General features: G+C 63.0%; 27 protein-coding genes and 1 tRNA gene. 16 read left to right on the top strand and 12 right to left on the bottom strand.

What is annotated here, in order from left to right; translation table 11 throughout:
• Nucleotides 1–309 precede the first annotated feature (309 nt).
• From EN804_RS23255 to phaC, 3 genes are all read right to left on the bottom strand, one after another.
• A tRNA-Glu gene (locus EN804_RS23255) sits at nt 310–384 on the bottom strand.
• A gap of 284 nt (nt 385–668) precedes the next feature.
• Entirely contained in the window at nt 669–1,913 is a 1,245-nt protein-coding gene (locus EN804_RS23260; protein WP_127279867.1) for a YcbK family protein, read from the bottom strand.
• 215 nt (nt 1,914–2,128) lie between these two features.
• Complete coding sequence (phaC, locus tag EN804_RS23265) at nt 2,129–3,964, bottom strand: class I poly(R)-hydroxyalkanoic acid synthase (protein ID WP_127279868.1); 1,836 nt, start codon at nt 3,962–3,964, stop codon at nt 2,129–2,131.
• 98 nt (nt 3,965–4,062) lie between these two features.
• Here phaC and EN804_RS23270 point away from each other — a divergent pair, with 98 nt between their 5' ends.
• The 8 genes from EN804_RS23270 to recJ all read left to right on the top strand — a co-directional run bounded on the left by EN804_RS23270 (nt 4,063) and on the right by recJ (nt 11,237).
• On the top strand, nt 4,063–4,455 hold the full coding sequence (locus EN804_RS23270; RefSeq protein ID WP_127279869.1) for a hypothetical protein: 393 nt from the start codon (nt 4,063–4,065) through the stop codon (nt 4,453–4,455).
• Between the two features lie 62 nt (nt 4,456–4,517).
• Complete coding sequence (locus EN804_RS23275) at nt 4,518–5,735, top strand: LL-diaminopimelate aminotransferase (protein WP_127872635.1); 1,218 nt, start codon at nt 4,518–4,520, stop codon at nt 5,733–5,735.
• A gap of 37 nt (nt 5,736–5,772) precedes the next feature.
• Nucleotides 5,773–7,086: a homoserine dehydrogenase gene (locus EN804_RS23280; protein WP_127280820.1), complete on the top strand. Its 1,314-nt coding sequence runs from the start codon at nt 5,773–5,775 to the stop codon at nt 7,084–7,086.
• 118 nt (nt 7,087–7,204) lie between these two features.
• Complete coding sequence (locus EN804_RS23285; RefSeq protein WP_127280821.1) at nt 7,205–7,561, top strand: hypothetical protein; 357 nt, start codon at nt 7,205–7,207, stop codon at nt 7,559–7,561.
• Nucleotides 7,562–7,628: 67 nt separating this feature from the next.
• Nucleotides 7,629–7,796 carry a Thivi_2564 family membrane protein gene (locus EN804_RS23290; RefSeq protein ID WP_081295122.1) on the top strand — a complete coding sequence of 56 codons (168 nt, stop codon included), beginning with the start codon at nt 7,629–7,631 and terminating at the stop codon, nt 7,794–7,796.
• A 201-nt stretch (nt 7,797–7,997) separates the two neighbouring features.
• A complete protein-coding gene (glpX, locus tag EN804_RS23295) occupies nt 7,998–8,981 on the top strand; it encodes a class II fructose-bisphosphatase (RefSeq protein ID WP_135864345.1) in 984 nt (327 codons plus the stop codon).
• Nucleotides 8,982–9,053: 72 nt separating this feature from the next.
• Nucleotides 9,054–9,275, top strand: coding sequence for a DUF6434 domain-containing protein (locus EN804_RS23300; RefSeq protein WP_127281084.1), 222 nt, complete (start codon nt 9,054–9,056; stop codon nt 9,273–9,275).
• 180 nt (nt 9,276–9,455) lie between these two features.
• Nucleotides 9,456–11,237 (top strand): single-stranded-DNA-specific exonuclease RecJ, encoded by a 1,782-nt coding sequence (gene recJ, locus EN804_RS23305; RefSeq protein ID WP_135864349.1) that lies wholly within the window; start codon nt 9,456–9,458, stop codon nt 11,235–11,237.
• Between the two features lie 23 nt (nt 11,238–11,260).
• Here the strand turns inward: recJ and EN804_RS23310 are convergent, their stop codons facing one another.
• From EN804_RS23310 to folE, 4 genes are all read right to left on the bottom strand, one after another.
• Nucleotides 11,261–11,818 (bottom strand): dihydrofolate reductase family protein, encoded by a 558-nt coding sequence (locus tag EN804_RS23310; RefSeq protein WP_127277416.1) that lies wholly within the window; start codon nt 11,816–11,818, stop codon nt 11,261–11,263.
• Nucleotides 11,819–11,905: 87 nt separating this feature from the next.
• On the bottom strand, nt 11,906–12,877 hold the full coding sequence (locus tag EN804_RS23315) for a patatin family protein (protein ID WP_127872630.1): 972 nt from the start codon (nt 12,875–12,877) through the stop codon (nt 11,906–11,908).
• 84 nt (nt 12,878–12,961) lie between these two features.
• Nucleotides 12,962–13,423: a phosphoribosyl-AMP cyclohydrolase gene (gene hisI / locus EN804_RS23320; protein ID WP_127277422.1), complete on the bottom strand. Its 462-nt coding sequence runs from the start codon at nt 13,421–13,423 to the stop codon at nt 12,962–12,964.
• A 42-nt stretch (nt 13,424–13,465) separates the two neighbouring features.
• On the bottom strand, nt 13,466–14,101 hold the full coding sequence (gene folE / locus EN804_RS23325) for a GTP cyclohydrolase I FolE (RefSeq protein ID WP_127277424.1): 636 nt from the start codon (nt 14,099–14,101) through the stop codon (nt 13,466–13,468).
• Between the two features lie 240 nt (nt 14,102–14,341).
• Between folE and EN804_RS23330 the strand changes: the two genes are divergently transcribed.
• On the top strand, nt 14,342–14,788 hold the full coding sequence (locus EN804_RS23330) for an iron-sulfur cluster assembly scaffold protein (RefSeq protein WP_015317578.1): 447 nt from the start codon (nt 14,342–14,344) through the stop codon (nt 14,786–14,788).
• Nucleotides 14,789–15,295: 507 nt separating this feature from the next.
• Here EN804_RS23330 and EN804_RS23335 read toward each other — a convergent pair.
• Entirely contained in the window at nt 15,296–16,213 is a 918-nt protein-coding gene (locus EN804_RS23335; protein WP_135921475.1) for a LysR substrate-binding domain-containing protein, read from the bottom strand.
• Nucleotides 16,214–16,306: 93 nt separating this feature from the next.
• Between EN804_RS23335 and EN804_RS37305 the strand changes: the two genes are divergently transcribed.
• From EN804_RS37305 to blaOXA, 3 genes are all read left to right on the top strand, one after another.
• Nucleotides 16,307–16,465: a hypothetical protein gene (locus EN804_RS37305; RefSeq protein WP_189524555.1), complete on the top strand. Its 159-nt coding sequence runs from the start codon at nt 16,307–16,309 to the stop codon at nt 16,463–16,465.
• Nucleotides 16,466–16,535: 70 nt separating this feature from the next.
• Nucleotides 16,536–16,910 carry a membrane protein insertion efficiency factor YidD gene (gene yidD, locus EN804_RS23340; RefSeq protein WP_127872627.1) on the top strand — a complete coding sequence of 125 codons (375 nt, stop codon included), beginning with the start codon at nt 16,536–16,538 and terminating at the stop codon, nt 16,908–16,910.
• 147 nt (nt 16,911–17,057) lie between these two features.
• A complete protein-coding gene (gene blaOXA, locus EN804_RS23345) occupies nt 17,058–17,876 on the top strand; it encodes a class D beta-lactamase (RefSeq protein WP_135921476.1) in 819 nt (272 codons plus the stop codon).
• A gap of 80 nt (nt 17,877–17,956) precedes the next feature.
• Here the strand turns inward: blaOXA and EN804_RS23350 are convergent, their stop codons facing one another.
• Complete coding sequence (locus tag EN804_RS23350; protein WP_245520945.1) at nt 17,957–19,018, bottom strand: class I SAM-dependent methyltransferase; 1,062 nt, start codon at nt 19,016–19,018, stop codon at nt 17,957–17,959.
• 44 nt (nt 19,019–19,062) lie between these two features.
• Here EN804_RS23350 and thrS point away from each other — a divergent pair, with 44 nt between their 5' ends.
• Entirely contained in the window at nt 19,063–21,039 is a 1,977-nt protein-coding gene (gene thrS / locus EN804_RS23355; protein ID WP_135921477.1) for a threonine--tRNA ligase, read from the top strand.
• Nucleotides 21,040–21,124: 85 nt separating this feature from the next.
• Complete coding sequence (locus EN804_RS23360; RefSeq protein ID WP_135921478.1) at nt 21,125–22,063, top strand: GNAT family N-acetyltransferase; 939 nt, start codon at nt 21,125–21,127, stop codon at nt 22,061–22,063.
• A 102-nt stretch (nt 22,064–22,165) separates the two neighbouring features.
• Here the strand turns inward: EN804_RS23360 and EN804_RS23365 are convergent, their stop codons facing one another.
• Nucleotides 22,166–23,128, bottom strand: coding sequence for a hypothetical protein (locus EN804_RS23365; protein ID WP_135921479.1), 963 nt, complete (start codon nt 23,126–23,128; stop codon nt 22,166–22,168).
• 154 nt (nt 23,129–23,282) lie between these two features.
• On the opposite strand from EN804_RS23365, the gene EN804_RS23370 reads away from it, so the two are divergent.
• Both EN804_RS23370 and EN804_RS23375 read left to right on the top strand, forming a co-directional pair.
• Nucleotides 23,283–23,867 (top strand): nitroreductase, encoded by a 585-nt coding sequence (locus tag EN804_RS23370; RefSeq protein WP_127277445.1) that lies wholly within the window; start codon nt 23,283–23,285, stop codon nt 23,865–23,867.
• Entirely contained in the window at nt 23,867–24,475 is a 609-nt protein-coding gene (locus tag EN804_RS23375) for a flavin reductase family protein (RefSeq protein WP_135921480.1), read from the top strand. Before EN804_RS23370 ends, EN804_RS23375 begins: the two co-directional genes overlap by 1 nt.
• Nucleotides 24,476–24,478: 3 nt before the next feature.
• On the opposite strand, the gene EN804_RS23380 is transcribed toward EN804_RS23375, so the two are convergent.
• Both EN804_RS23380 and EN804_RS23385 read right to left on the bottom strand, forming a co-directional pair.
• Nucleotides 24,479–25,360 carry a CoA ester lyase gene (locus EN804_RS23380; RefSeq protein WP_135921481.1) on the bottom strand — a complete coding sequence of 294 codons (882 nt, stop codon included), beginning with the start codon at nt 25,358–25,360 and terminating at the stop codon, nt 24,479–24,481.
• On the bottom strand, nt 25,360–25,812 hold the full coding sequence (locus EN804_RS23385) for a MaoC family dehydratase (protein WP_056572267.1): 453 nt from the start codon (nt 25,810–25,812) through the stop codon (nt 25,360–25,362). Before EN804_RS23385 ends, EN804_RS23380 begins: the two co-directional genes overlap by 1 nt.
• Between the last annotated feature and the right edge of the window lie 7 nt (nt 25,813–25,819).

The following is a 25,819-nucleotide window of genomic DNA, read 5'->3' on the forward strand; positions in this document are numbered from 1 at the left end:
CCGCCAGGGATGATGAGCAAATAGTCCCAACAAAGCATGAACGAGCGGTCCGCTGAACGGTCCCTCGCAAACGTCAACCTCTCTTTGCACGGCTTTCATGGATAATCAGCGCGATTACCAGACGTTCGAATTGGAGGCACTGCGTGCGCGACCACGGACTGAAGGACCGCCGACCAAGGGCTGGACACCATGGAAAGCCGGCGCCGGTATTCCTCCGTCCGCAGCCGAACTGTTCAAGCAAATTCACTGGCGTTATTCGTCGGATATTCGACGCATCGTCTCAAAACGGAGCTCAGTGCTTGAAAGATCTGGTACGCCCAAGGGGAATCGAACCCCTGTTACCGCCGTGAAAGGGCGGTGTCCTAACCGCTAGACGATGGGCGCGCTCAGACGAAGCGGCTTATACTGACGTTGCGCGCAACCGGCAACCCGTTAGGTGCCGCCTTGGACAACTTTTTTCCGGCCCGCCAGATCGGCGATTTCGCCCGGGTTGGCAGGGCCTGGTAATTTGCGGTGACGTCAGTCGCTTCGTCGTCCTCGGGCCGTCGCGGCAAGGCTTCGCGTCTGCTTCGCACAGGAGTGACGAAGTCGAGTCGGCTTCGGCCAATCTTGAAGGTTCACGGGACCGCTATTGGCGGAGCCCAACAGGCTCAGGTCCATTGACGCTGTCAGCCGTCGCCACCGCCACTGCGCCGGCGGCAGCGCCAGTTCCAGTCGCGCTCGGGGCCGACGTCGACATGGACCGATTCGGTGTGGCAATAAGTGCCGACGCCGCCGCGGCCTGGCATGGTCCTGATGTAGTTCGCCAGCTCCCATTTGGAGACGCCGGGCACCTGGATGTCGGCGGCGGCGCAATACATGTGCAGCGAATTCTTGGCGCCGTTGGCGCGGCGGTTGCGGGCCGGGTCGCGATAGCCGGAGGTCACCATCATCTTGCGGCCGTAGTGGCCTTCGATCGTCTTCAGCACGCGCACGAGGGACGGCTTCAGGCAGGCGACGTCCACGCTCTCATTCTGCTTCAGGAGACCGTTGGGCGCCAGGCGGGCCATGCCGGCGGCCGACGCAACCTGATAGCTGCCACCCGAGCCTTCGTCCTCGTTGAGGTCGACGTCGCTTTCGTCGTCGAGGCCGGATTTGCGCTTGATCTCGAACAGGGCCGTCTGGCGCACGCCGGGCAAGGCATCGCTACCGGTGATGTGACCGGCTTCGTCACCGGTCGAAGCCAACTGTATCGGCTTTGCCGTGGAATCGGCCGAGGCCAAAGTGATGATCGGCTTTGCCGGAGCGGGCTTGGCCTGCACGGTCGGCTGTTCGCCCGATCGTGGGTTGAGCAGCGGCGCGGGCGTCGCCGAAGCGGGGGTGGCGCCGAACATCGAGGCCAGGAAGCCTTTCTTCTTCGGAGCCTCGGCTTGCGGCGCCTCGCCGGCGGTCACATAGACCGGATTGTTCATCACCGGTGCCGCGGCCGGCTTCGGCGCCGTCGCGGCGGCATCGGCGGCGGCGATCTTCTGGGCGACCGCGTCGGTCTGCTGCGCCGTCTGTACCGGCTGCTGCAGGGCCTGCGGCGTCTGTCCCGCGATCGTTTCCGCGCCGGCCGGCGTGGGAAGCGGGAAAGCGGCCTGGGGCTTGGCCACGGGTACGTAGGCAACTGTCTCGGGGAGTGCCGCGTCGCTTTCGCTCATCACGGTCGTCTGCTCCGTCGCCACCTGCGACGACGAATCGGTGGCGGCTGGGGGCTTGCCCGTGGAGGCGGCGTGGATGTCCGATGCGGAAGCATTATAGCCCGGCATTCCAACCGACATCGTCGGGTCGCCAGCCGATGTGCAGGAGGCCAGAAGCACGGAGCAGAGCGCTGCCACAATGGCGCGGCGTTCTCCCTTTGCGAGGCTCCATCCTGCTGATTTCAAAGTCAAATTCCCCCTCGACGTCCGGTCGGTACATCCATGTCGCTGACTGGCATGTCCGCGTCAGGGTGACCTTTGTCTCCGATCCGGAAACGAGACCTGTGTCAAATCAGCAAGCCTGTAAGTATTTTTGCAGCGATTGCCGAATTGCGGCTGCTTGATGGTTGACGACACCATTTCGCCCGCTTTTAGGGGGCCGTCAACTCACCACACATTACAGTCCGTTACACACGCACCTTGACATAGGTACCGGGAGCATCGCCCAAGGTTTTCATATGCTTGCCGGGTTTGCGGGCAGGTACGCGGGTGTTGTCCTTGGCCTCTATCCAGCTTTGCCAATGCGGCCACCAGGATCCGGGATGGTCCGTGGCCCTTTCTATCCACTGATCGAAGTCGCCTTTCGGCGGGCCGCCGGTCCAGTACTGGTACTTGTTGGATGCGGGCGGATTGACGACGCCCGCTATATGTCCCGATCCCGCCATCACGTACTCGACCGGGCCGCCGAAATATTTCGAGCCGAGGAAGACGGACAGCGCCGGCGCGATGTGATCTTCCCGGGAGGCGAGATTGTAGACCGGGATGGTGACATCGCCGAGCGAGACCGTGTGGCCCGCCAGCTCCATCGTGCCGCGCGAGAGGTTGTTCTCGAGATAGCAGTTGCGCAGGTAGAAGGAATGGTTGGCCGCCGCCATGCGGGTCGAATCGGCGTTCCAGTAGAGCAGGTCGAAGGGCAGGGGATCCTTGCCGCGCATGTAGTTGTTGACGACATAGGGCCAGATCAGGTCACCCGAGCGCAGCATGTTGAAGGCGGTGGCCATCTTGGTGCCGTCGAGATAGCCTTTTTCGTTCATCGACTTTTCCACCGCCGCGACCTGTTCCTCGTCGACGAACACTTTCAAATCGCCGGCATGGGTGAAGTCGACCTGCGTGGTGAAAAAGGTCGCCGACTTGATGCGGTCGTCGCCTTCCCCAGCCATCAGCGCCAGTGCCGCCGCCAGCAGCGTGCCGCCGACGCAGTAGCCGATCGCGTTGACGTCGCGTTCGCCGGTCGCCTTCTCGATCGTGTCGAGGCCGTATTGCAGGCCCTCCCGGATATAGGCTTCCCAGTTCTTGGCGCCGTGACGTTCGTCCGGATTGATCCAGGAGATGACGAAAACGGTGTGGCCTTGCTCGATCGCCCAGCGGATGAAGGATTTCTGCGGGTTGAGATCGAGGATGTAGAACTTGTTGATCCAGGGCGGGCAGATCAGCAGTGGGCGCTTCAGCACCGTCTCGGTCGCCGCATCATACTGGATGATCTCGGCGACATCGCTGCGCCCGACCACCTTGCCGGGCGTGGTGGCGATGTTCCTGCCGATCTCGAAGGGCGAATAGTCGGCCTGGCGCAATTTCAGGTCGCCCTTGCCTGCGGCGATGTCCTCGGCCAGCATCTTCATGCCGCGCACCAGGTTCTCGCCGTTGGAGGCGACGGTTTCGCGAAACAATTCGGGATTGGTCAGGATGAAATTGGACGGCGAGATGGCGTTGGATACCTGCTTGACGTAGAAGCTCGCCTTGTGGCGGGTATGCTCGTCCAGGCCTTCGGCGTGGTCGACCAGTTCGGACGCCCAGCGCGAGGTGACGAGATAGGCCTGCTTGAGGAAATCGAAGAAGGCGTTGCGGCCCCATTCCGGATCCTGGAAGCGCTTGTCGCCGCGCTCCGGCTTGACGGCATCGTCGGCACCCTCGGCGTTGGGGCTGACGCGCTGGATGGCGTTCGCCCAAACCGTCATATAGCCGGCGAACAGCCGCGTCTGCGCTTCGAGCGCGCGCTGCGGATCGGCAAGCCAGTATTCACTGAGCTTGGAGAAAGTCTTGACCATGTCGACGACAGGCTCGGCGACGTGGTCGCGCACCTCACCCTTTTCGCGCGGTTCAGCCCAGGCGGACGCCGCCTTGCCGGCCTGTTCGATCATCCGCGCCATGTTCAGCGCGAAGCGTTCCGGGTCCTTCACCAGATATTGCTCGACCGTCGAAGGTCCGCCATCTTCCGCTTTGCCCGAATCGGGTGTTTTGGACATGGTTCGCGGGGTTCCTCCGGAAGCGTTTTCTTGACATATTAACATGGGACATCCGACAGGGTCCAATCTCGCTCTACCCCGGCTGCCAAGGAAACAATATGACGATTAAGTTTGGCGAGACTGTTTTTTTCGGTGCGGGCCATTTTTTCCGCATCGGCGCTGCGATCATGTTCGTGGCCATCGCCGGATGCTCGAGCACGAATACCGGCGGTCCGGTGCCGATGGCCACCGACGCGGGGCCGAAGGATACCGGCACCTTTCCGAACCTCAACATCCCGCCGCAAGTGGCGGCGAAACAGTTCACCGAGGCCGAGAAGAACGCCAAGCTGGCCCAGTTGAAGGCCGACGAGAACGCGCAGCGTGCCAAAAGAGGCGGCGCTGCCGTCACCAACCAGGCGGCGCTAACCGATCTCGCGAAGAAACATGGTCCGCAGACGCTGACGCAGATCGAAGGCAAATGCGACCCCGCCCTCGACCCTACCTGCAAATGAGTATATAGCGCGCGCCCAATGCCCTAACATATCCGGGGCTCCCTTTGCTGTCTGGAACTGCCATGGAAGAATTTCACAAGGTCCGCCGGCTTCCGCCTTATGTGTTCGAGCAGGTCAACCGGCTCAAGGCCAGCGCCCGTTCGCGCGGCGCCGACATCGTCGACCTCGGCATGGGCAATCCGGACCTGCCGACGCCCAAGGCCATCGTCGACAAATTATGCGAGGTCGTGCGCGATCCGCGCACGCACCGCTATTCCTCATCGCGCGGCATTCCCGGCCTGCGCCGCGCCCAGGCAAACTACTATGCCCGCCGCTTCGGCGTGAAGCTCAACCCCGACACCCAGGTGGTGGCCACGCTTGGCTCGAAGGAAGGCTTCGCCAACATGGCGCAGGCGATCACCGCGCCCGGCGACGTGATCCTGTGCCCCAATCCGACCTATCCGATCCACGCCTTCGGCTTCATCATGTCGGGCGGCGTCATCCGTTCGCTGCAGGTCGAGCCCGATGACGGCTTCATCCCAGCGCTCGAGCGCGGCGTCCGCCATTCGATCCCGAAGCCGCTGGCGCTGATCCTCAACTATCCGTCGAACCCGACGGCGCTGGTGGCCTCGCTCGATTTCTACAAGGACGTGGTGGCCTTCGCCAAGAAGAACGACATCATCATCCTGTCCGACCTTGCCTATTCGGAAATCTACTTCGACGGCAATCCGCCGCCTTCCGTGCTGCAGGTGCCGGGCGCCATGGACGTCTGCGTCGAGTTCACCTCGATGTCGAAGACCTTCTCCATGCCCGGTTGGCGCATGGGCTTCGCCGTCGGCAATGAGCGGCTGATCTCGGCGCTGACCCGGGTCAAATCCTATCTCGATTACGGTGCCTTCACGCCGATCCAGGTGGCGGCCGCGCACGCGCTCAATGGCGACGGCGCCGATATCGCCGAGGTGCGTGACATCTATCACAAGCGCCGCGACGTGATGGTCGATGCCTTCGGCCGCGCCGGATGGACCGTTCCCGCACCAGCGGCCTCGATGTTCGCCTGGGCGCCGATCCCGGAGCCGTTCCGTCATCTCGGCTCGCTCGAATTCTCCAAGCTGCTCATCGAACACGCCGATGTGGCGGTGGCGCCTGGTGTCGGTTTCGGCGAGCATGGCGATGATTTCGTGCGCGTGGCGCTGGTCGAGAACGAGCACCGGATCCGCCAGGCGGCGCGCAACATCAAGCGCTTCCTGTCGACCAGCGCCAAGCAGCCCAACAATGTGGTGCCGCTTTCCGCCCACCGGTAAATACAAATTCGATCTGATTTGAGGGGCGTCGCCTTCCATGGCTGAAGCACTGCGTGTTGGAATTGCCGGACTCGGCACGGTCGGCGCATCGGTGGCGCGCGTGTTGCGCGACAAGGCGACGGAACTGACCCGCCAATGCGGGCGCGACATCATCGTGTCGGCGGTTTCGGCGCGCGACCGGAAACGCGACCGTGGCATCGATCTAAGCGCCGCGAACTGGTTCGACGATCCGGTTAAGATGGCGCAGACCGCCGAGCTCGACGTTTTCGTCGAGCTGATCGGCGGCGATGAGGGGCCGGCGCGGGCCTCGGTGAAAGCCGCGCTCGAAGCCGGCCGTCATGTCGTCACCGCCAACAAGGCGCTGCTTGCCAAGCATGGCGTGGCGCTTGCCGAAATCGCCGAGAAGAAGGGCGTGCTGCTCAACTACGAGGCCGCTGTAGCCGGTGGCATTCCCGTCATCAAGACGATGCGTGAAGCGATGGCCGGCAACTCGGTCAACCGTGTGTTCGGCATTCTCAACGGCACCTGCAACTATATCCTGACCCGCATGGAGGCCGAGGGCGTCTCCTTCGACGTCGTGCTGAAGGACGCGCAGCGGCTGGGCTATGCCGAAGCCGATCCGACCTTCGACATCGAGGGCCATGACACCGCGCACAAGCTGTCGATTCTGACCAGCCTAGCCTTCGGCACCAGGATCGCGGCGAACGACATCTACATGGAAGGCATTTCCAACATTACCCAGGCCGACATCCGTGCGGCAGGCGATCTCGGCTACCGGATCAAGCTGCTCGGCGTCGCCCAGCGCACGGAGAGCGGCATCGAGCAGCGCGTCCATCCGACCATGGTGCCGACGGCTTCCGTCATCGCGCAGGTGCACGGCGTCACCAATGCGGTGGCCATCGAGACCGATATTCTGGGCGAATTGCTGCTCTCCGGCCCCGGCGCCGGCGGCAATGCCACCGCCTCGGCGGTCATCGGCGACGTCGCCGACATCGCCAAGAGCCGGCCCGGCTTCCAGCATGGTCCTGTCTTCGGCCGGCCGGCGAAGGAGCTGAAACCCTACAGGAAGGCGCAGATGCGCAGCCATGCCGGCGGCTACTTCATCCGGCTGACCGTGCATGACCGCATCGGCGTGTTCGCGGCGATCGCAAAGCGTATGGCCGACAATGATATTTCGCTGGAATCGATCGTCCAGCATGCGGTCAGCGGCGAGGCGGCGGCGCAGAAGACGGTGATCCTCGTCACCCACGAGACCACCGAGGCCGCCGTGCGCAAGGCCGTCGACGGCATCACCAAGGACGGCCATCTGACCGACAAGCCGCAGGTCATCCGCATCGAGCGGGCAGGGTAGCAGGCCCCCGGAATCTCTGGGCATAACCACTGCCGGCACATTTCGGTTCGATGGGGATATCCCGGAACGAATTGGCGTCGGCGCCGTTCTCTTGGTCAGCAACCAAGGGAGCCGCTTCATGGCCGATACCAACAAATCCGACAGCCCTGACATCGGCGACATCCAGAAGACGTTGGAAAAGCAGATCGCAGACCTGCGCAAGGAGATCACCAAGATCAACAAGAGCATTTCGGCGCGTAGCGCGGAAATGCTCGATGATGCCAGCGAACAGGCATCGGATTTCTACGAGACAGCCGCTTCGCGTGCCTCGCGGACGGCACAGCAGTTGCGCAGCCAGGCCCAGGCGGTTTCGGACGTCGCGCGCGAAAATCCGGGCACGACGACCGCCGTGGTTGGCCTTATCGGCCTGCTCGGCTTTCTGGCCGGGATAGCCGTCGGCCAGTCGATGAACGACACGTCGCGCCGCTGGTACTGAGCGCGCCGGCATTGAGCCGGCGCTGCCGGCTCGCTTCGTTTCAGGACATCATTTGAAGGAGGGCACCATGGCTTCGTCCGTGTTGATCGGCATCCTGATCACGTTTCTCGTCATCATTCTCGTTCTCTATCTGGTGCAGCGGCTGCCGCTCGACGCCAGAATGAGGCAGATCGTGCAGATCATCGTCATCATCATCGGCATTATTTCGCTGCTCAAATACCTCGCGGTTTTCTAGGCCACCAACGGCGGCAACTTCCTGTTTCCTGCCGGCCCGGTTCGTCTCGAACCGGGCCGACATTGTTTCAAGAATAAGGTTCAATCGATTGATATTGCTATCCTTTCGATAAAACTGGCGACAGGTCTTGCCGTTGTCATGCTCGTTTGACAAAACAGGCGCGCCTCCGGCGGGAGGCGGCGTCAAACGAGGATTTGCCGAATGAATGTGGCCCAGAATATCGTCGCCGGCCTTGACCGGATACTCACCATGGAACTGGTGCGCGTCACCGAACGAGCCGCCGTCGCGGCCGCCAGGCTGCGCGGCCGCGGCGACGAAAAGGCCGCCGACCAGGTCGCAGTCGACGCCATGCGCGAGGAGCTCAACCGCCTTGCCATCAAGGGCACGGTGGTGATCGGCGAGGGCGAGCGGGACGAGGCGCCGATGCTCTATATCGGCGAAGAGGTCGGTACCGGCAAAGGCCCGGCGGTCGATATCGCGCTTGATCCGCTCGAAGGCACGACGATTTGCGCCAAGAACCTGCCGAACGCGCTCGCCGTGATCGCGATCGCCGAGAAGGGCAGCCTGCTGTTCGCACCCGACGTCTACATGGACAAGATCGCGATCGGTCCGGGTTATGCAGAAGGCGTCATCGACATCGATGCCTCGCCGGCCGACAACATCGCCAGTGTCGCCCGGGCGAAGGGCGCCGCCGTATCCGACATCACGGCCTGCATCCTCGACCGGCCGCGCCACGCCAAGCTGATCGACGCCGTGCGTGCCACCGGCGCCGCGATCCGCCTGATCGGCGACGGCGACGTCGCCGGCGTCATTCACACCACCGACCCGGAAGAAACCGGCATCGACATCTATCTCGGTACCGGAGGCGCGCCGGAAGGCGTTCTGGCCGCGGCCGCGCTGCGCTGCACCGGCGGCCAGATGCAAGGCAGGCTGATCCTCGATACGCCGGAGAAGATCGCCCGTGCGGCAAAGATGGGCATTGCCGATCCGAAGCGGGTTTATCGGGCCGAGGACATGGCGCGCGGCGACGTGCTGTTCGCGGCCACCGGCGTCACCGACGGCAACATGCTGGCCGGCGTCAGGTTCGGCCGCACCTACATCACCACGCATACGATCGTGCTGCGCTCCTCGTCGCGCACCGTGCGGGAGATCAAGGCCCGGCACCAGGATCTGGATAAGTTCTAGACCTGCTTGCGGAGCCGGGTCGCAGTTGTTAGCCATTGGCGGCATCTGAACCTGGCCGCGCAAGGATTGACGATGAAGGCGTTTGACTGGCACGCGGATCCGATCCTGCGTGCCACTCCCATCACAAAATCCTATCGCAACACCCAGAACGCGCGCCGCTTTCTCACCCGTGAATGCGGCGTCACGTTCAGGTTCGATCGACCCTTCATGGCCTGGCTCAAGGACGGTCGGGAAAAGACGAGGGGAGATGCAGCCGACGACAGGCTGAAAAGCGGAAAGCGTAGTTGTTCTTGAATTCTTCTGCGACGCCTACTGCCGCGAACCGCTTGGCCTTGCCGGCCTTTGGCCCTAAAGCGCGTCGCGTTAACGCGACGCGCTTTCGGGTGTTGTTTGTGCATGTGGTTATCCCAAAACCGCTGCACACTTTTTGGCGACATGCATTATTCTGCGGCCAACCATGAGTTGGCAAAGCGCATGACAGGCGAAAGGCGCCTCTTCCTCGATGTCAGGCAGTCGGCTACCGGTCTCTCCTGGGAGCACCGGCTGACCGAACGGCAGGACATGATCGCGCTCGCCATCGCGCAAGGCCATGGCGTGCCGGACATCGTCGCGCGCGTTCTTGCCGGACGCGGCGTGACCGCTGATGAGACCGAGCGGTTTCTCGACCCGACGATCCGCGACCTGTTGCCGAACCCGGCCTCATTGACCGACATGGACAAGGCCGCCATCCGCATCGCCGCCGCCGTCGTGGCCCGGGAAAAAATAGCGATCTTCGGTGACTACGACGTCGATGGCGCGGCCTCGTCGGCCTTGCTGAAGCGGTTTCTCGCGCATTTCTCGGTGCCGTCGGAAATCTATATCCCGGATCGTATTTTCGAAGGCTACGGTCCCAATCCCGATGCCATGCGCGAACTGGTCTCGCGCGGCGCGACGCTGATCGTCACCGTCGATTGCGGCACCAACAGCGCCGCTTCCGTCGAGGCAGCCAAGGAGGCGGGCGCCGATGTCGTGGTGCTGGACCACCACCAGGTTGGCGGCGCGCTACCGGCGGCGCATGCCGTCGTCAATCCCAATCGCGACGACGACCTTTCCGGGCAGGGCCATCTCTGTGCCGCCGGCGTGGTCTTTCTCGCTCTGGTGCAGACTGCGAAGGTGCTGCGCGCGATGACCGACGCCGCGCCGCCGGACCTGCTTTCCCTGCTCGATCTCGTGGCGCTTGCGACCGTCTGCGACGTGGTGCCGCTCACCGGCGTCAATCGCGCCTTCGTCGTCAAGGGCCTGCAAATGGCGCGGCAGCAGAAGAATGAAGGGATGGCTGCCCTTGCGCGGGTGTCGCGCATCGGCGAGCCGATCAGCACCTTCCATCTCGCCTATCTGATCGGCCCGCGCATCAATGCGGGCGGACGCATCGGCGATGCGGCGCTCGGCAGCCGGCTGCTTGCAACGGACGATCCGGTCGAGGCGCAGACCATCGCCGAGACGCTCGACCGGCTGAACCAGGAGCGGCAGCTGATGGAGCAGGAGATGCTTGCCGCCGCGCGCGCCGAGGCCGATGCCGAGCTGGCGGGCGGCAGCGGCCCGGCGATCGTCGTCACCGCCAGCAACAACTGGCATCCCGGCATTGTCGGCCTGCTGGCCTCGCGATTGAAGGATCATGCGCGGCGGCCGGCTTTCGCCATCGCCTTCAACGCTGTGGGCATCGGTACCGGTTCGGGCCGTTCGGTGTCGGGTTTCGATCTTGGCCGGCTGGTACGCGAGGCGGCCATTGCCGGGCTCATCGTCAAGGGCGGCGGCCATGGCATGGCCGCCGGCATCACCGTCGAGCGCGCAAGGCTGGGCGAACTCAGGGCCTTCTTCGAGGAGCGCGCGGCTGCCGACGTTTTCCGGTTGCAGGATGAGGAAAGCCTGGCGATCGACGGCGCGCTTGCCGCGGAAGGCGCGACGCTCGGCCTGCTCGACGCGCTGGAGAAGGCGGGCCCCTTCGGCGCCGGGCATGTCGCGCCGGTTTTCGTGCTGCCGCGCCATCGGCTGGTCGATATCAGGCCGGTCGGCACCAACCATATTCGGGCTGATTTGCAGTCGGAGAGCGGCGGCCGCATCCAGGCGATCGCCTTTCGCGCCGTCGACACCGTGCTTGGCGAATTCCTGTTCAAGAACCGAGGCAAGACCGTGCATGTCGCCGGCTCGCTGTCGGGCAATCACTGGAACGGCAACCGCACGGTGCAGTTTCGCATCATCGATGCTGCGCGGGCATAGCCGCGCGGCGGAAACCGGGCAATTCAGCTGGCCGGTGCATAACGCAGCAACGTCACGCCCTGGGTAAGACTTTCCGTGCCGAGCGGTTTCAGCGTCAGCGACAGGCCGGATTGGAAGTATGGCTTGCCGCCACCCACCACCACAGGATGCATGTAGAGCCGGTATTCATCAATGAGACCGGCTCGTGCCAGGGACGCCGCAAGATCGGCGCCGCCGAGGATGACGAGGCCATCGGCCCGTGCCTTGAGAGACTTTACCGTGTTCTCGGCATCGTCATCCACCAGCCGGGCATTGGCCCCGACTTGCTGAAGCGTGGTCGAGAAGACGATCTTCGGCGTCTCCCGCCATGCACGGGCAAAATCCCGCTCGACCTCGGTGGCGCCGGTCTCGCGCTCAGGGCTGTCCCAGAAGCGCATGGTCTCGTACATGCGCCGTCCCGCGAGCACGGCGGAGGCCTGTCTCATCATGTCGTTGAAATGCTGGTGCAGCTCTGCTTCGGGTACCGGCAAGCCGATGTCCTCGTCCGATCGGGCGATGTAGCCGTCCAACGACGTCAGCATGGAATAGACAATCCTGGCCATCGGCACCTCCGCTTCAATTGGCGCAGATCACCATGACCAATTGCATCTTGCAATCAGTTTGTGCGCAAGCGAATAGAGCTAGATGATCTAGGCGAGAACCGTCTGCAGCCGTGTCAGTTCGCCGATCTGCGCCATCGTCGCCTGGTAACCGAGCTGGATCGCTTCGTCGGCCCGGTGGAATTCGGTCAGGCCGATATGGCTGAGCTTGGGCTGCAGCGACATGTCGGGCGGATCCCCGGCAAGCCTGGCGCGCGAAATGCGGTCCTGGATGATGTTGAAGGCTTCGACCATCACGCCGGTGATGCCCAGACGCGTCTGGTGCGATTGGTGCTGGGCGTTGACCTGGCCGGGCCTTGGGGCGTCCTTTTCGATAACCAGTTCGCCGGCACTGTGCTTGATCACGGCGGCGCGGCCGAACAGGTCGTAGTGCAGGTTGACCGCCACGACGAGCGGCTGCTCGTAGGCGCGGCAGACCGAAACGGGCACCGGATTGACCAGCGCGCCGTCGACCAGCACACGACCATTGCAATCGACCGGCTCGAACACGCCGGGCAGTGCGTAGGATGCGCGCATGGCCGTGATCAGCGAACCGCTCGACAGCCAGATCTCGTGGCCGGTGCGGATTTCCGATGCGACGCAGACAAACGGCTTTGGCAGATCGTCGAAGCGGATACCGGCCACGTGCTCGCGCAGGCGCGCGTCCAGTTTCATGCCGCCGAAGAGGCCGCTGCCGCGCAGGTTGAGATCGAGCAGGCCGAAGATGCGCCGTCTGGTGAGGCTGCGGGCGAACTCTTCCAGCTCATCCAGTTTGCCGGCAAGATAACAGCCGCCGACCAGAGCACCGATCGAGGTACCGGCAATCATCGAAACTTCGATGCCGGCTTCATCGAGCGCGCGCAGCACGCCGATATGCGCCCAGCCTCTGGCGCAACCGCCGCCGAGCGCCAGCGAAATACCTGTTTTCTTGGGGGATTTTGTTTCGGATGCGCCGCCGGTCGAGGACAGGCCGTTGGCCTCCCTGACGTCTGGTCTGCTACGCAATGACGCCCATTCGAGCATCATGATCTCCCTTGTCCCAAAGCTAATATACGGATGGGCCGTATCGAAATGATGAATCTGTGTGGTTGATGTGAGGCAGAAGGTTCAAGCTGATGGCTTCCGATACGTGTTTTCCGCATCGAACAGCGGCTTGCTGCCGTCGTCGGCAAGCGTCCCCTTGCCGTCGATCAGCCCCACCGTCCGATAAAAGCATGAACGTCGGCCAGTGTGACAAGTTGCGTCGTGGCCCAACACTTTCACGCGCAACCACAACGCATCCTGGTCACAATCCGTGAGCATCTCGACGACATGCTGGAAATTGCCAGAGGTTTCGCCCTTCTTCCAGAGCGTGTTGCGCGAGCGCGACCAGTAGTGGGCGATGCCTGTCTCCAGCGTCAGTGCCAGCGCTTGCGCATTCATATGCGCGACCATCAGCAGCATGCCGTCGGCGGCATCGCTGACGACGACGGTGACCAGGCCGTTGGCGTCGAAGCGCGGCGAGAACACCGCGCCTTCTTCCAGGGTCTTCTTGTCTGACGGAGCTTTTGGGAATTCCAGTGCCGACATATCAGGTCTATTTTCCTGTTGACCGTGACGTCGGCAAGGGGCTCACGCCCCGCCGCCGCGCACCATGGTGACAAAACGAACCTGCTCTTCAGGCGTATCCTTGAAGACGCCGGTGAAGGTTGAGGTCAGCGTGGTTGAGCCCTGCTTGCGGATGCCGCGCATGGCCATGCACATGTGCTCGGCCTCGATCATGACGGCGACGCCGCGCGGGTTGAGTACGTCCTGGATGACACCGGCAATCTGCGCGGTCAACGCTTCCTGCGTCTGCAGGCGATGGGCGAAGATATCGACGACGCGGGCGATCTTCGACAAGCCGACCACCTTGCCATCGGGCAGATAGCCGACATGCGCCTTGCCGATGATCGGCACCATGTGATGCTCGCAATGCGAATGGAACTGGATGTCCTTGACGATGACCAGGTCATCGTAGCCGGCGACCTCCTCGAAGGTGCGGCCGAGCTCGTCCGCCGGGCACATGTCGTAGCCGCCGAACATTTCACGGTAGGCCTTGGCCACGCGCTTGGGGGTGTCGATCAAACCCTCGCGATCCGGATTGTCGCCGGTCCAACGTAGCAAGGTGTGCACGGCAGCCTCGACTTCGGCTTCGCTCGGGCGGTCGGTGACCGGCTTTTCCATGTAGGCGGACTGGGGCATGAGCTTCTTGATGACGGCATCCATAAAAGGCGTCTCCCGTAGTTCCTCTCTCAGGAGGAACGAGTTGAACGGACCACGACCTTTCGGTGTCGGAAACTCGCCCCGTTTCCAGCCCCGTAAGCGGCGTGAACTTCCCGGCAAGGACGGTGGCGTTCGCCGCCTTGTCGATACCGGACTGCCAGCATTATATATGGTCGTGCCGAGCGAATGAAAGACGCAACAACGGCAATCGCTGTTCGCTTGGCGGCGACGGATTGGAAAATAATGATCAACGACGTCTACAACGCGAAAATTCTCGGTTTTGCCGGAAACATCGCCCGCATCGGCCGGCTCGATCATCCAGACGCGACCGCGAAGGCGCATTCCAAGCTGTGCGGTTCGACCGTTACCGTCGATCTCAAGATGGAGGACGGCGTGGTTACCGACTTCGCCCACGACGTGAAAGCCTGCGCGCTCGGCCAGGCATCGTCCTCGATCATGGCGCAACATGTCGTCGGCGCCAGCGCCGAGGAATTGCGCGCGGTGCGCGAGACCATGCTGAAGATGCTGAAGGAGAACGGCGCGCCGCCGGAAGGCCGCTTCGCCGACCTCGGCTATTTGGAGCCGGTGCGCGACTACAAGGCGCGCCATGCGTCCACCATGCTGACCTTCGACGCGGTGGTCGACGCGATCGGCCAGATCGAGAAGAAGCGCGCCGACGAAGCGGCCTGAGCGTGGGCTTTGGCCTTACGGCGGCGGGCGGGTCCAGCCAGGGCACAGCCGGTCATTCATGCAATAACCTCATGTTCGCCGGCATTCTTGCCGCTTCACTTGTGTCGAGCGGCGGCTCGTGCGGGGCGGAACCAGCGGTCCAGCGCGATATCGGCGACTATCTCATGAAGGCTATCCAAGCCTGTTGGAGCATGCCCACAAGCATTGCACGCGATCGGATCAGCCTGAACAAGGACGGATCGCTCGCCGGCCCGCCAAAAATCGTCGGCCCCGTGACACCGCCACGGGATAAGGTTGCCGAAGCCGCCATTCGGGCAATCACACGCTGCGCGCCGTTTCCCGGGCTGGCATCCTACGCCGCCCACTATGATTTGTGGCGGGACATCGTCGTCACATTCAACCCGGCAGACGACCCTGCGGCGGGACATCCGCCCCTGGACGTCAACGATCTCGACAAACTTTTCGAAAATACAAAGCAAAGTAGCGGAATCTTGCCAGGGCAATGGCTCAGGCCGGCGCTTTCAGCGCCAGCCTGCTGTCGGCAAATTCGCCCCTCAGCCAATCGGCGAAGGCCGCTGCCGGTTCGGAGAGATCGTGCAAACTCCTGGCCACCAGCCAATAAGCGCCGGACGCGACATCGATGTCGAACGGCTTGACCAGTGCCCCGGTCGCCAATTCTTCGCCAATCTGAAGGATATCGCCCAGCGCCACCCCATGTCCAAGCAGCGCGGCCTGCTTCGAGAGCGAGGCGTCCGCAAGCATCGGCCCGCGCGCGGGCACGGCATCGGCAGGCACGCCCGCCGCCTCGAACCAGCGCGCCCAACCCTGGCGGTTTTCCTCGTGCAAAAGCGTGAAGCGAGCAAGATCGGCCGGCTTCTCGAGGGTTGGGCCCGATGAAAGCAGCGCCGGCGACAGAACCGGCGAATCGACTGTTGAAGCCAGCCGTTCGGCCTCGCTACGGGGCCATGACGTCGAGCGTGAGCTGAAACGCAAGGCAAGTTCGGGCTGGTCGCTGCGGAACTCGATCAGCCTTGGGTCGACTTCGAGGGAAACGTCGATGTCGGGCCGCAACTGCCGGAACCGGTTGAGCCTCGGCACCAGCCACACCGCTGCGAGCGAAGGTTCGACGCTGACGCGAACCACGAACTGGGCCGGGCTGGCGGCCAGATCGTCGAGCAGGCGGTCAATCGCATCGAAGCTCGTCATCAGTTGAGCAAGCAGCCGGCGGCCCGCATCCGTCAGTTCGACGCGGCGATGGTGCCGTTCGAAAAGCGGTTGGCGCAGGAAGGTTTCGAGTTCGCGGATCTGCCGGCTGATCGCCGCCTGCGAGACCAAAAGCTCCTCGGCGGCCTTGCTGAAGCTCACATGCCGCCCAGCCGCCTCGAAGCTCCTCAATGCCGTCAGGGGCAGGCGTCCACGCTTCATTTTCGCATAACCCAGGATTATCCGAAGCGGAAATTATACTCGTTTGAAGGCGAAGGCCAGCAGCGGTCTAATCCGGTCAAAGGAGACACGACCATGATCCAGTTCCTGAACATCCTCGGCGATGTCATGCGGATCGCGACGTTTCAATGGCGTGACGAAAGACGCGATGCAAGGCATCACGACGAGTGGCCCCACCCTGGCCGGTGGGTACCTCCGGTCGACCGGCAGCCATTTCGCCGTTACCGCCCGTGACGGCGGGGCGAGCGGGATTGCGTTCTCCGGCGCAAGCGCACATCTATCAGCTGGAAACGCGGAGATCGCAGTGGGCGACCAGCACGGGCATGCGCATACAGCCGGAGCGTCGAGGCGCGGCCGCAATTGGCCCGGCCCTTGGCGCAAGACACCCGGCCGCGTGCTCGGCACCTCGCTCGTGCGGCTTTACCAACTGACGCTGTCCGGCTTTGTCGGCAATTCCTGCCGGCATCTGCCGACCTGTTCGGAATATGCGCATGAGGCAATCGCCCGTCATGGTCTTTGGGCCGGTGGCTGGATGGGGTTGTTCCGCGTGCTGCGCTGCGGTCCATTCGGCACGCACGGCATCGACCTCGTGCCGGAGGTTCTGGCGCCCCGCTACGCCTGGTTCATGCCATGGCGGTACTGGGGGATCGGCCGTAAGCGAGGCGAAGCGCAGGGATGAGGAAGCTGCTCACGCGGCGCCAGCCGCGCCGGTTTACGATCCGGTAGGGTTAACGCTCGCCTGCACAACAACTGCGCATTTGAGACAAAATCGAGACAAGAGCCCTCGCTAAGCCCGCTCGCGAACCCCTCCTGGAGCGAGCATCCCATGCGCAACATCGACCGTCTTCCCTTCATCTTTGCCGGAATCCTGTTCCTGCTTGCCTGGCTGTTGGGATTTCCGATGCGTGCTCAATCGGCGCCGCTCGCGGATGTGCATTGTACGCTCATCGCCGACGCCCAGAGCGGCAAGACGCTTTACCAGGATGGTACCTGCGACCAGCGCTTCAGCCCGGCATCGACGTTCAAGGTGCCGCTTTCGCTGATCGGCTACGACGCAGGCATCCTCACCGATCAACACACTCCGGCATGGGACTACAACCCTGAGTTCAAGGCGGTGAAGCGCGACCAGAAAACCGTCGATCCGACGATCTGGGAACGTGATTCCATCATCTGGTTCTCACGCGAGATCACCCGCAGGCTTGGAGCCGAGAAATTTGCCGGCTATGTATCGAAGCTCAACTACGGCAACGGCGACGTTTCCGGCAAACCCGGCAAGGATGACGGACTGACCCATTCCTGGGTGAACTCCTCGCTCGAGATCACGCCGGTCGAAAAGGTCGCCTTCCTGCGGCAACTGCTCGCCGGCACGATGCCAGTGTCGGCCAAGGCGCATGAAATGACACGGGCCATCATACCGAGCTTCAAGGCCGGCGATTGGGCCGTTCAGGGCAAGACCGGCAGCACCAGGCTCGTCGAGGGCGGCAAGGACAAGCGCTCGCTCGGCTGGTTTGTCGGCTGGGCGCGGAAAGATGGCCGCCAGATCGTGTTCGCCCGGCTCGTCGTCGATGCGAAGCGGACCGACATGCCGAAGGGGTTGGCGACACGGGCCGCGTTCCTGAAGGACCTGCCGCAGCTGGTGAAATGAGTTTGATTTCCACGCAATTCCCAAGGGGAAGCGCTACGCGCTTCTCCCGGGAGAACGCAGCACGCTTTTCCTGGATTTGCTTAAGCGCTTCGGCGGGCGCGGATGATGTGGCCGCCGGAATTGCTCGTCATTGCCTTCGGTGCTCCGGAAAAGCGAGCGGCGATATCGCCGCTCTTGAGATCTTCGATCTCGTCGAAGCCGAGTTCAGTCAGGGATTTCGCCAGCTCTGCCGGAACAAAGAAGCTGATCCAAGGCTCCCCGACAGACGCGACGCGCGCCGCATGGAAGGCCTGGGCCGCCTGTCCCGCCGCATCGCGGTTCTCGGTCGGCTCGCTGTAGTCGAACACGACCTCCGAGCCGGGGATACCGGCTATCCAGGACAATGTGTTGAAGATCGCTTCCTTCGTCAGGTAGGGTACGACCCCCAGCCAGATGAAGAAGGCCGGCGCGGTCGACTGCAAACCGGCCTCGGCCAGTTCCGCAGACAGGCTTTGCCGCTCGAAATCGACCGGCACGAATCTGGTGGCGGCTGGCTCGGCAAGACCGCTATCGGCAATGCATTTGCGTTTCCAGGCTTGCGTGGCCGGGTGATCGACTTCGAACACGCTGAGGTCCGGATACGGATTGCGCAGCGAAAACGTATCGAGGCCGGCGCCAAGTACGACGAGTTGGCGGACACCGCGACGCACTGCCGCCGCCAGCCAGTCCTCGGCGAAGCGGGCGCGCGCTGCCACGAACAGGCGCATGCGCAGGCGGCGCTCGTCTTCCTGCTCAAGCTCCTGCGCCGCGGGAGCGGCTTCACCCAGAATCGCGATCGCGTAGGCATCGCGAAACAACCCTGCCTGCGGTGAAAATTGATGCAGAGCCCTCATGCGGGCGACGCCAAGGGCGGTTCGGCTGGGTGTTGCGTTTTCCATATCGACAATTCCAGACGATTGCGGGGATGTGCGCAAGCCTGGGCGACGTGTCTGCGACATCTCTGCCGACATTTCCTGACGGCCGGGCCAGTCAGCACTCTTTACCTGGCCCGGCACTGCCTCTAAAACCCGCGCGCTGCCGTTTGTCCATGTGATTGGCGCTTCCGGCTTTATCTTGTGCATGTCGTAATCCAGGACCGCCATACATTTTTGGGCGACATGCATTTCAACCACCCGCGCTCGTTTGCGGGACTGGATAGGAGAACCATATGCTGAATTCCGTTTCCCTGACATTTCCCGATGGCTCCGTCCGCGACTATGACGCGGCAATGACCGGTGCCGGCCTTGCCGAGTCGATCTCCAAGTCGCTGGCCAAGAAGGCCGTGGCCTATGCCATCGACGGCACCGTGCGCGACCTCAGTGATCCCGTGGGCAAATCCGGCAAGGTCGAGATCATCACCCGCGAAGACCCGCGTGCGCTGGAACTCATCCGCCATGACACCGCGCATGTGCTGGCGGAAGCCGTGCAGGAATTGTGGCCGGGCACGCAGGTGACCATCGGGCCGGTGATCGAGAACGGATTCTATTACGACTTTGCCCGCAACGAGCCGTTCACCCCGGACGATTTCCCGGTGATCGAGAAGAAGATGCGCGAGATCATCGCGCGCAACAAGCCGTTCACCAAAGAGGTCTGGTCGCGCGACAGGGCAAAAAAGGTCTTTGCCGACAAGGGCGAGCGCTACAAGCTCGAACTGATCGACGCCATTCCCGAGGATCAGGATCTCAAGATCTATGCGCAGGGCGACTGGTTCGACCTTTGCCGTGGTCCGCACATGGCCTCGACCGGCCAGATCGGCAACGCCTTCAAGCTGATGAAGGTGGCCGGCGCCTATTGGCGCGGCGATTCGAACAATCCGATGCTGACACGCATCTATGGCACGGCCTGGGCCGACCAGGCGCAGCTCGAAGGCTACCAGACGATGCTGGAGGAGGCCGAGAAGCGCGACCACCGCAAGCTTGGCCGCGAAATGGACCTGTTCCATTTTCAGGAAGAGGGGCCGGGCGTGGTTTTCTGGCACGCCAAGGGCTGGAAGATGTTCCAGAACCTGGTCAACTACATGCGTCGCCGCCTCGACGAGCAGGGCTATCAGGAGGTCAATGCCCCCCAGGTACTCGACAAGAGCCTGTGGGAGACGTCGGGCCACTGGGGCTGGTACCGCGACGCCATGTTCAAGGTGACGGTCGCCGGCGATGAAACCGACGATGACCGCGTCTTCGCGCTGAAGCCGATGAACTGCCCGGGTCACGTGCAGATTTTCAAGCATGGGTTGAAGTCATACCGGGATCTGCCCGTAAAACTTGCGGAATTCGGCAATGTGCATCGCTACGAGCCATCGGGCGCGCTGCACGGGCTGATGCGCGTGCGCGGCTTCACACAGGACGATGCGCATATCTTCTGCACCGAGGAACAGTTGGCTTCCGAGTGCTTGCGCATCAACGACCTGATCCTGTCGACCTACGCCGATTTCGGTTTCGACGAAATCAGCGTCAAGCTGTCGACGCGGCCGGACAAGCGCGTCGGCACCGACGAGGCATGGGATCATGCCGAGGCGATCATGGGCAGCGTGCTGGAAACGATCAGGACGCGCTCCGGCAATCGGATCAAGACCTCGATCAATCCGGGCGAGGGCGCCTTCTACGGGCCGAAGTTCGAATATGTGCTGAAGGATGCGATCGGCCGCGAATGGCAATGCGGCACGACGCAGGTCGACTTCAACCTGCCGGAGCGTTTTGGCGCCTTCTACATCGGCTCGGATTCCGAGAAGAAGCAGCCTGTCATGGTGCATCGCGCCATCTGCGGCTCGATGGAGCGGTTCCTCGGCATCCTGATCGAGAACTATTCCGGCCATTTCCCGCTGTGGTTCGCACCGCTGCAGGTGGTGGTGGCGACCATCACGTCGGACGCCGACAGCTATGCGAACGAGGTCGTGGCGAAGCTGAAAGCCGCCGGGCTGTTGGCGGAAGCCGATCTGCGCAACGAGAAGATCAACTACAAGGTCCGTGAGCACAGCCTGGCCAAGGTGCCGGTCATCCTCGTCTGCGGCAAGCGCGAGGCGGAGGAGCAGACCGCAAATATCCGCCGGCTCGGTTCGCGCGACCAGGAATCGCTTGGCCTTGCCGAAGCGATCGAACGGCTGGCCGAAGAAGCGGTCACACCTGATCGCCGACGCAAGCGCGCTGCTTGATTCGGACTGTTTTCGATCGAATGGCGGTGGAGCGATCCACCGCCATTTTCATATCCCTGTCACGGCGATGTTGTACCGGAACGCTATGCTCAAGCTGAAATCGCGCGAACGACCATTTCCCGAGCTTTCCTATGCCAACCCGCACCAGCCGGCTCTGGCGCGCTGGTTCATTCATTCGGTGGAAGGCCTTTCGGGCCGCGACCGGTTCGCGGCACTCTATGAATTCTGGCGCCATCAGGTTGTGCCGACCGGTGAGCGTGTGTTCAGCCGCATGCTGGACCTCATCGATGTAGGCGTGCGAACGCCCGACCAATGGCCGCCCGCGCAATTGCCCGACACGCCGCTGGTGATCATTGCCAACCATCCCTTCGGCATTGGCGACGGCATCGCCGTGCTGTCACTGGCAGAGCAACTCGGGCGACCTTTTCGAGTGATGATCCACAAGGATCTGCTCAGGATTCGCGAGATGGGGCCCTATTCGCTGCCAATCGACTTTTCCGAGACCAAGGAAGCTGTGAAGAACAACATGGCGGTGCGCCATGAAGCGGTTCGGCTGCTCAAGGAAGGTGTCACCATCGTGGTGTTTCCGGCCGGCGGCGTCGCCACCGCGCCAAAGGGTTTTGGCCGGGCGCGCGACCTGCCATGGAAGATGTTTCCGGCCCGTCTCGTCCAGGAAGCCAAGGCATCGGTCATTCCCATGCATTTCTCCGGGCAGAACGGCAGGCTGTTCCATCTGGTCAGCGGGCCGATGAACATGGCCGAGCGCGACGGGCGTGTGGCCAAATTCGTCGGCAAGGCCTCGCTGACCTTGCGCACCTCGCTGCTCATCCGTGAATTCGCGCGGTTGTCCGGCAAGGCGATCGAGGTGCGCGTCGGCAATGTGCTCAGCTGGAGCGAACTGGAGCCTTTGCGCGACCGCAAAGCGTTGCTCGATCGCCTTTATCGCGGCGTGTTCGACCTGGCGCCAGAGCTGCCTCGCCGGCGCATTCCTTTCCTGCCGGCCCGAACGAAACTGGCGGCCTGAAGGAGCATCTCCGGCGAAAACGAGATCGCCTCCAATGCGCCGTCTCTTTGCTTTTACGCAATTCCGGACGCGAAACCGCTTCGCACCTTTGCTGGAATTGCTTTAGTCCGCGCCTTCTTCCGGATCCATGGCCGCTGCTTCGGTGGCGAGAACCTCGATTTCCTGGTTCTGCCCGCCCACGACCGTGAAATCCTTCTGATAGATCCGGTCGCGGTTCTTGGCGATGATGGTGTAGTCGCCTTCGGCGAGCACCATCGAGGCGAAGGCGCCGACGGTTTCCTTGATCGGGTCGCCGGATTCGTTGAGCAGCGACCAGGATGTATCCGCGATCGCTTCGCCACCGGCCTCGCGCACCAGCTTCATCGTGATTTCGGCGGCGTGATGCTCGACGGTGGCTTCGGTCAGCTTGCCGGCCTCGACGCGGATGTCGGAGCGGATGACGGCATTGACCGCGCCGTAGGTCGAGACGACATGGTAGATGCCGGCATTGAGCCGCACGACGCTGTTGGGTTCGACATCGGGAATGATCAGCGCGCGGTCGCCATTGGCCTCGACGGTGCCCTCATAGATCGAGAAGCGCAGTTTTTTCGGCGGAATGCGCACGCCTCCGGACAGGACCGCGTCGAGCTTCAGGCCGCCGGCATCGAGCACCAGGCTTTCTCGCTTGGCTTCCTTGCCGACGGTGATGCGCTTGGTGGCGCCGGCGCGGCCATAAGAGGCGTGGACCAGATAGCTGCCGGGTTCGAGCTGGAAGACGGCGCTGCCGCCATGCGCGGAGGCGACCATCGGCAATTTGCCGTTGACGGCTTCAGGCTTGAAGACGCGCCAGACGAGACCGCGGGTGATGTCGGTGCCCTTGTCGGTCAACTGGGCCGACAGGGTGATGGCGCCACCGCCGCCAAGCGCCAGCGGGGTCCCACTCTTCGGCGTCGCATAGCTCGAAATTCCGGGAAGTTTCAGGTCGCCAACGCCATCCTTTTCCTGCGCGACAGCCATGGAGACCGGCAGCAGGAACAGCGCGGCGCAGAGCCGGACCAGGAAAAGACGCAGTCGCCCCTCAAACATGCCTTGCGTTGAAGCCCATGGCGGTGGCAATTTCAAGGCTTAAGAGTCCGATCCGTGACTCTTCAGCCCGGCGCTAGCGCGCCTTTGCCCGAGCCGCCCGAATTCCCGATGGTGCGCTTCAGCTCAAAACAGAATGTCCAGGAGACTTGCGCCCATGGCGTCGCCGATCATCGACTTCCTGCTGACCCGAAATTCAGCGCCAATTCCCGATCTCAAGGAGCCTGCGCCCAGCGACGCCGATATCGCCACGATGATTGCCGCCGCCACACGCGTGCCCGACCATGGACGGCTTGAACCCTGGCGCTTCATCCTCTATCGCGGCGAGGCCCGCATCGAGATCGGCAGACAACTGGCGGCACTGGCTGAACAACGTGAAGGACCGTTGACGGAAGGCCGCCGCAACCAGGAACTGGCGCGGTTCTCGCGCGCGCCGCTGGTGATCGGTGTCGTGTCAATTCCCAGGGAGAACCCGAAAATCCCGCAATGGGAGATGTTCCTGTCCGGAGGCATGGCGGCGCTGAATCTGATGATATCTGCCAATGCGCTTGGCTACGGCACCAACATGATCAGCAACTGGTATTCCGACGTGCCGGAGGGCAGGGCGATCCTCGGACTGGCGCCGCAGGAGCGCGTCGTTGGTTTCATCCATATCGGCTCTTATGCGGGTCCGGCGCCGGAGCGGCCACGGCCCGATCCGGCCAAGCTCTACGCCGATTACGCCGGACCTTGGGCGGACTGATGTTCTACGAGCCGTCCAAGGGGCACGGACTGCCGCACGATCCGGCCAAGGCCATCGTGGCGCCGAGGCCGATCGGCTGGATATCGACGCTGAACAAGGCGGGCGAGATCAATCTCGCGCCATACTCCTTCTTCAACGCCGTCTCGACCCGGCCTTTCATCGTCTGGTTTTCCTCCGAGGGCGAGAAGGACAGCGCCTCGTTCGCGCAGGAAACCGGCGAGTTCGTCGCCAATCTGGTCAGCCGCGACCTTGCGGAGAAGATGAATTACACGTCCGTCGCCGCGCCGCGCGGGGTCAACGAGTTCGTCTATGCCGATCTCGCCATGGCGCCGTCGCGTCTCGTCAGGCCGCCGCGCGTGGCGGCGGCACCCGCGGCGCTCGAATGCCGGGTGACGGAAGTGTTTCGCCCAAAGGCGCTCGACGGATCGCCAACGAGCGCCGTCGTCGTCGCCGGTGAAGTGATCGGCGTGCATATCGACGATGCCTTCCTGAAGGATGGCCTGTTCGACATCACCAAGGCCGGCAATGTCGCTCGTCTCGGCTATATGGACTATGCCAGCGTCGACGAGGTCTTTTCGATGCGCCGACCGCGCTGGGAACAAAAGTAGCTGTCAGATGTGTATACCGGCCGCCCTTGCGCGCGCCAGTAGGCGTTCGGCCAGCCGCAGATGCGGGCGGTCGAACATCTTGCCGTCGATGCCGACGACGCCGGGATTTCCCGCTGCCACGAACGCCGCAACGATGGCCGCCGACTGTTTCACCGCCGCGGCCGAGGGCGTGAAGGCGGTGTTGATGACGGGCACCTGATCCGGGTGGATCGCCATCTTGCCGGTGAAGCCGTCGCGTTCGGCCTCGGTGCATTCCACGGCGAAGGCCGCCATGTCGCGAAAATTCGGAAACACGGTGTCGATCGCGGCGACCTCCGCGGCCCCCGCCGCGAGGATGGTTGTCAGGCGGGCGTGACGGAAGAGGTCGGTGTAGTGGCCGCGCTCGTCGCGGGCCGCACGCGCGCCGACCGCGGCCGACAGGTCTTCCGCGCCCCAGGTCAGGCCGGCAAGCCGCACGCTTGCGCCGGCATAGGTCGCGGCCGCCAGCAGGCCCGCCGGAGTTTCGGTGATGATTGGCAGGATTTTTATCGAACCGTCGGGCAGATCGTTCTCGGCCTCGCGAACCCTGAGCTTGGCTGCGAGCTGCTGCATATCCTGGCCGCTGTTCGATTTTGGCAGCATGATGCCGTCCGGCCTTGCCGGAACGAGCTTGGCAAGATCATCGTCCGTCAGCCCGGTCGAGAGGTCATTGACCCTGACATAGATCGCCGGGTTGGTTTGCCCCCTGCGTTCGAGGATGAAGCGCGCCGCTATCTCGCGCGCCTGCGCCTTGTTCCGCGGCGCCACGGAATCCTCGAGATCGACGATGACCACGTCGGCGCCGGCGCCGAATCCCTTTTCCAGCTTCCGCTCGGAATCGCCGGGAACGAACAGCAGCGAGCGCATCAGGCCGCCTTCTTCAGCATCATCGCTTGCCTGGTGCATTTGGCGACCAGATCGCCATGCTGGTTGTAGGCGCGGTGCTCGAATTCGACGATGCCGCGGTCGGGCTTCGACTTGGACTCGCGCACCGAGACGACAGATGTCTCGACACGGATGGTGTCGCCATGGAAGACCGGATGCGGAAACACGGTTTCCTTCATGCCGAGATTGGCGACCGTGGTGCCGACCGTGATGTCGTTGACCGAGATGCCGATCATCAGGCCGAGCGTGAACAGCGAGTTGACCAGCGGCTTGCCCCATTCGCTCTTGGCGGCGAAATCGAAGTCGATATGCAGCGGCTGCGGGTTCAGCGTCATCACCGAAAACAGCATGTTGTCGCTCTCGGTGACGGTCTTGCGCAGCGTGTGCTGGAAGACATGGCCGACAACAAACTCCTCGAGATATAGCCCGGCCATTTCCGTC

Origin of the sequence: Mesorhizobium sp. M8A.F.Ca.ET.161.01.1.1 (assembly GCF_004792105.1) — a bacterium.
Taxonomy (GTDB): Bacteria; Pseudomonadota; Alphaproteobacteria; order Rhizobiales; family Rhizobiaceae; genus Mesorhizobium.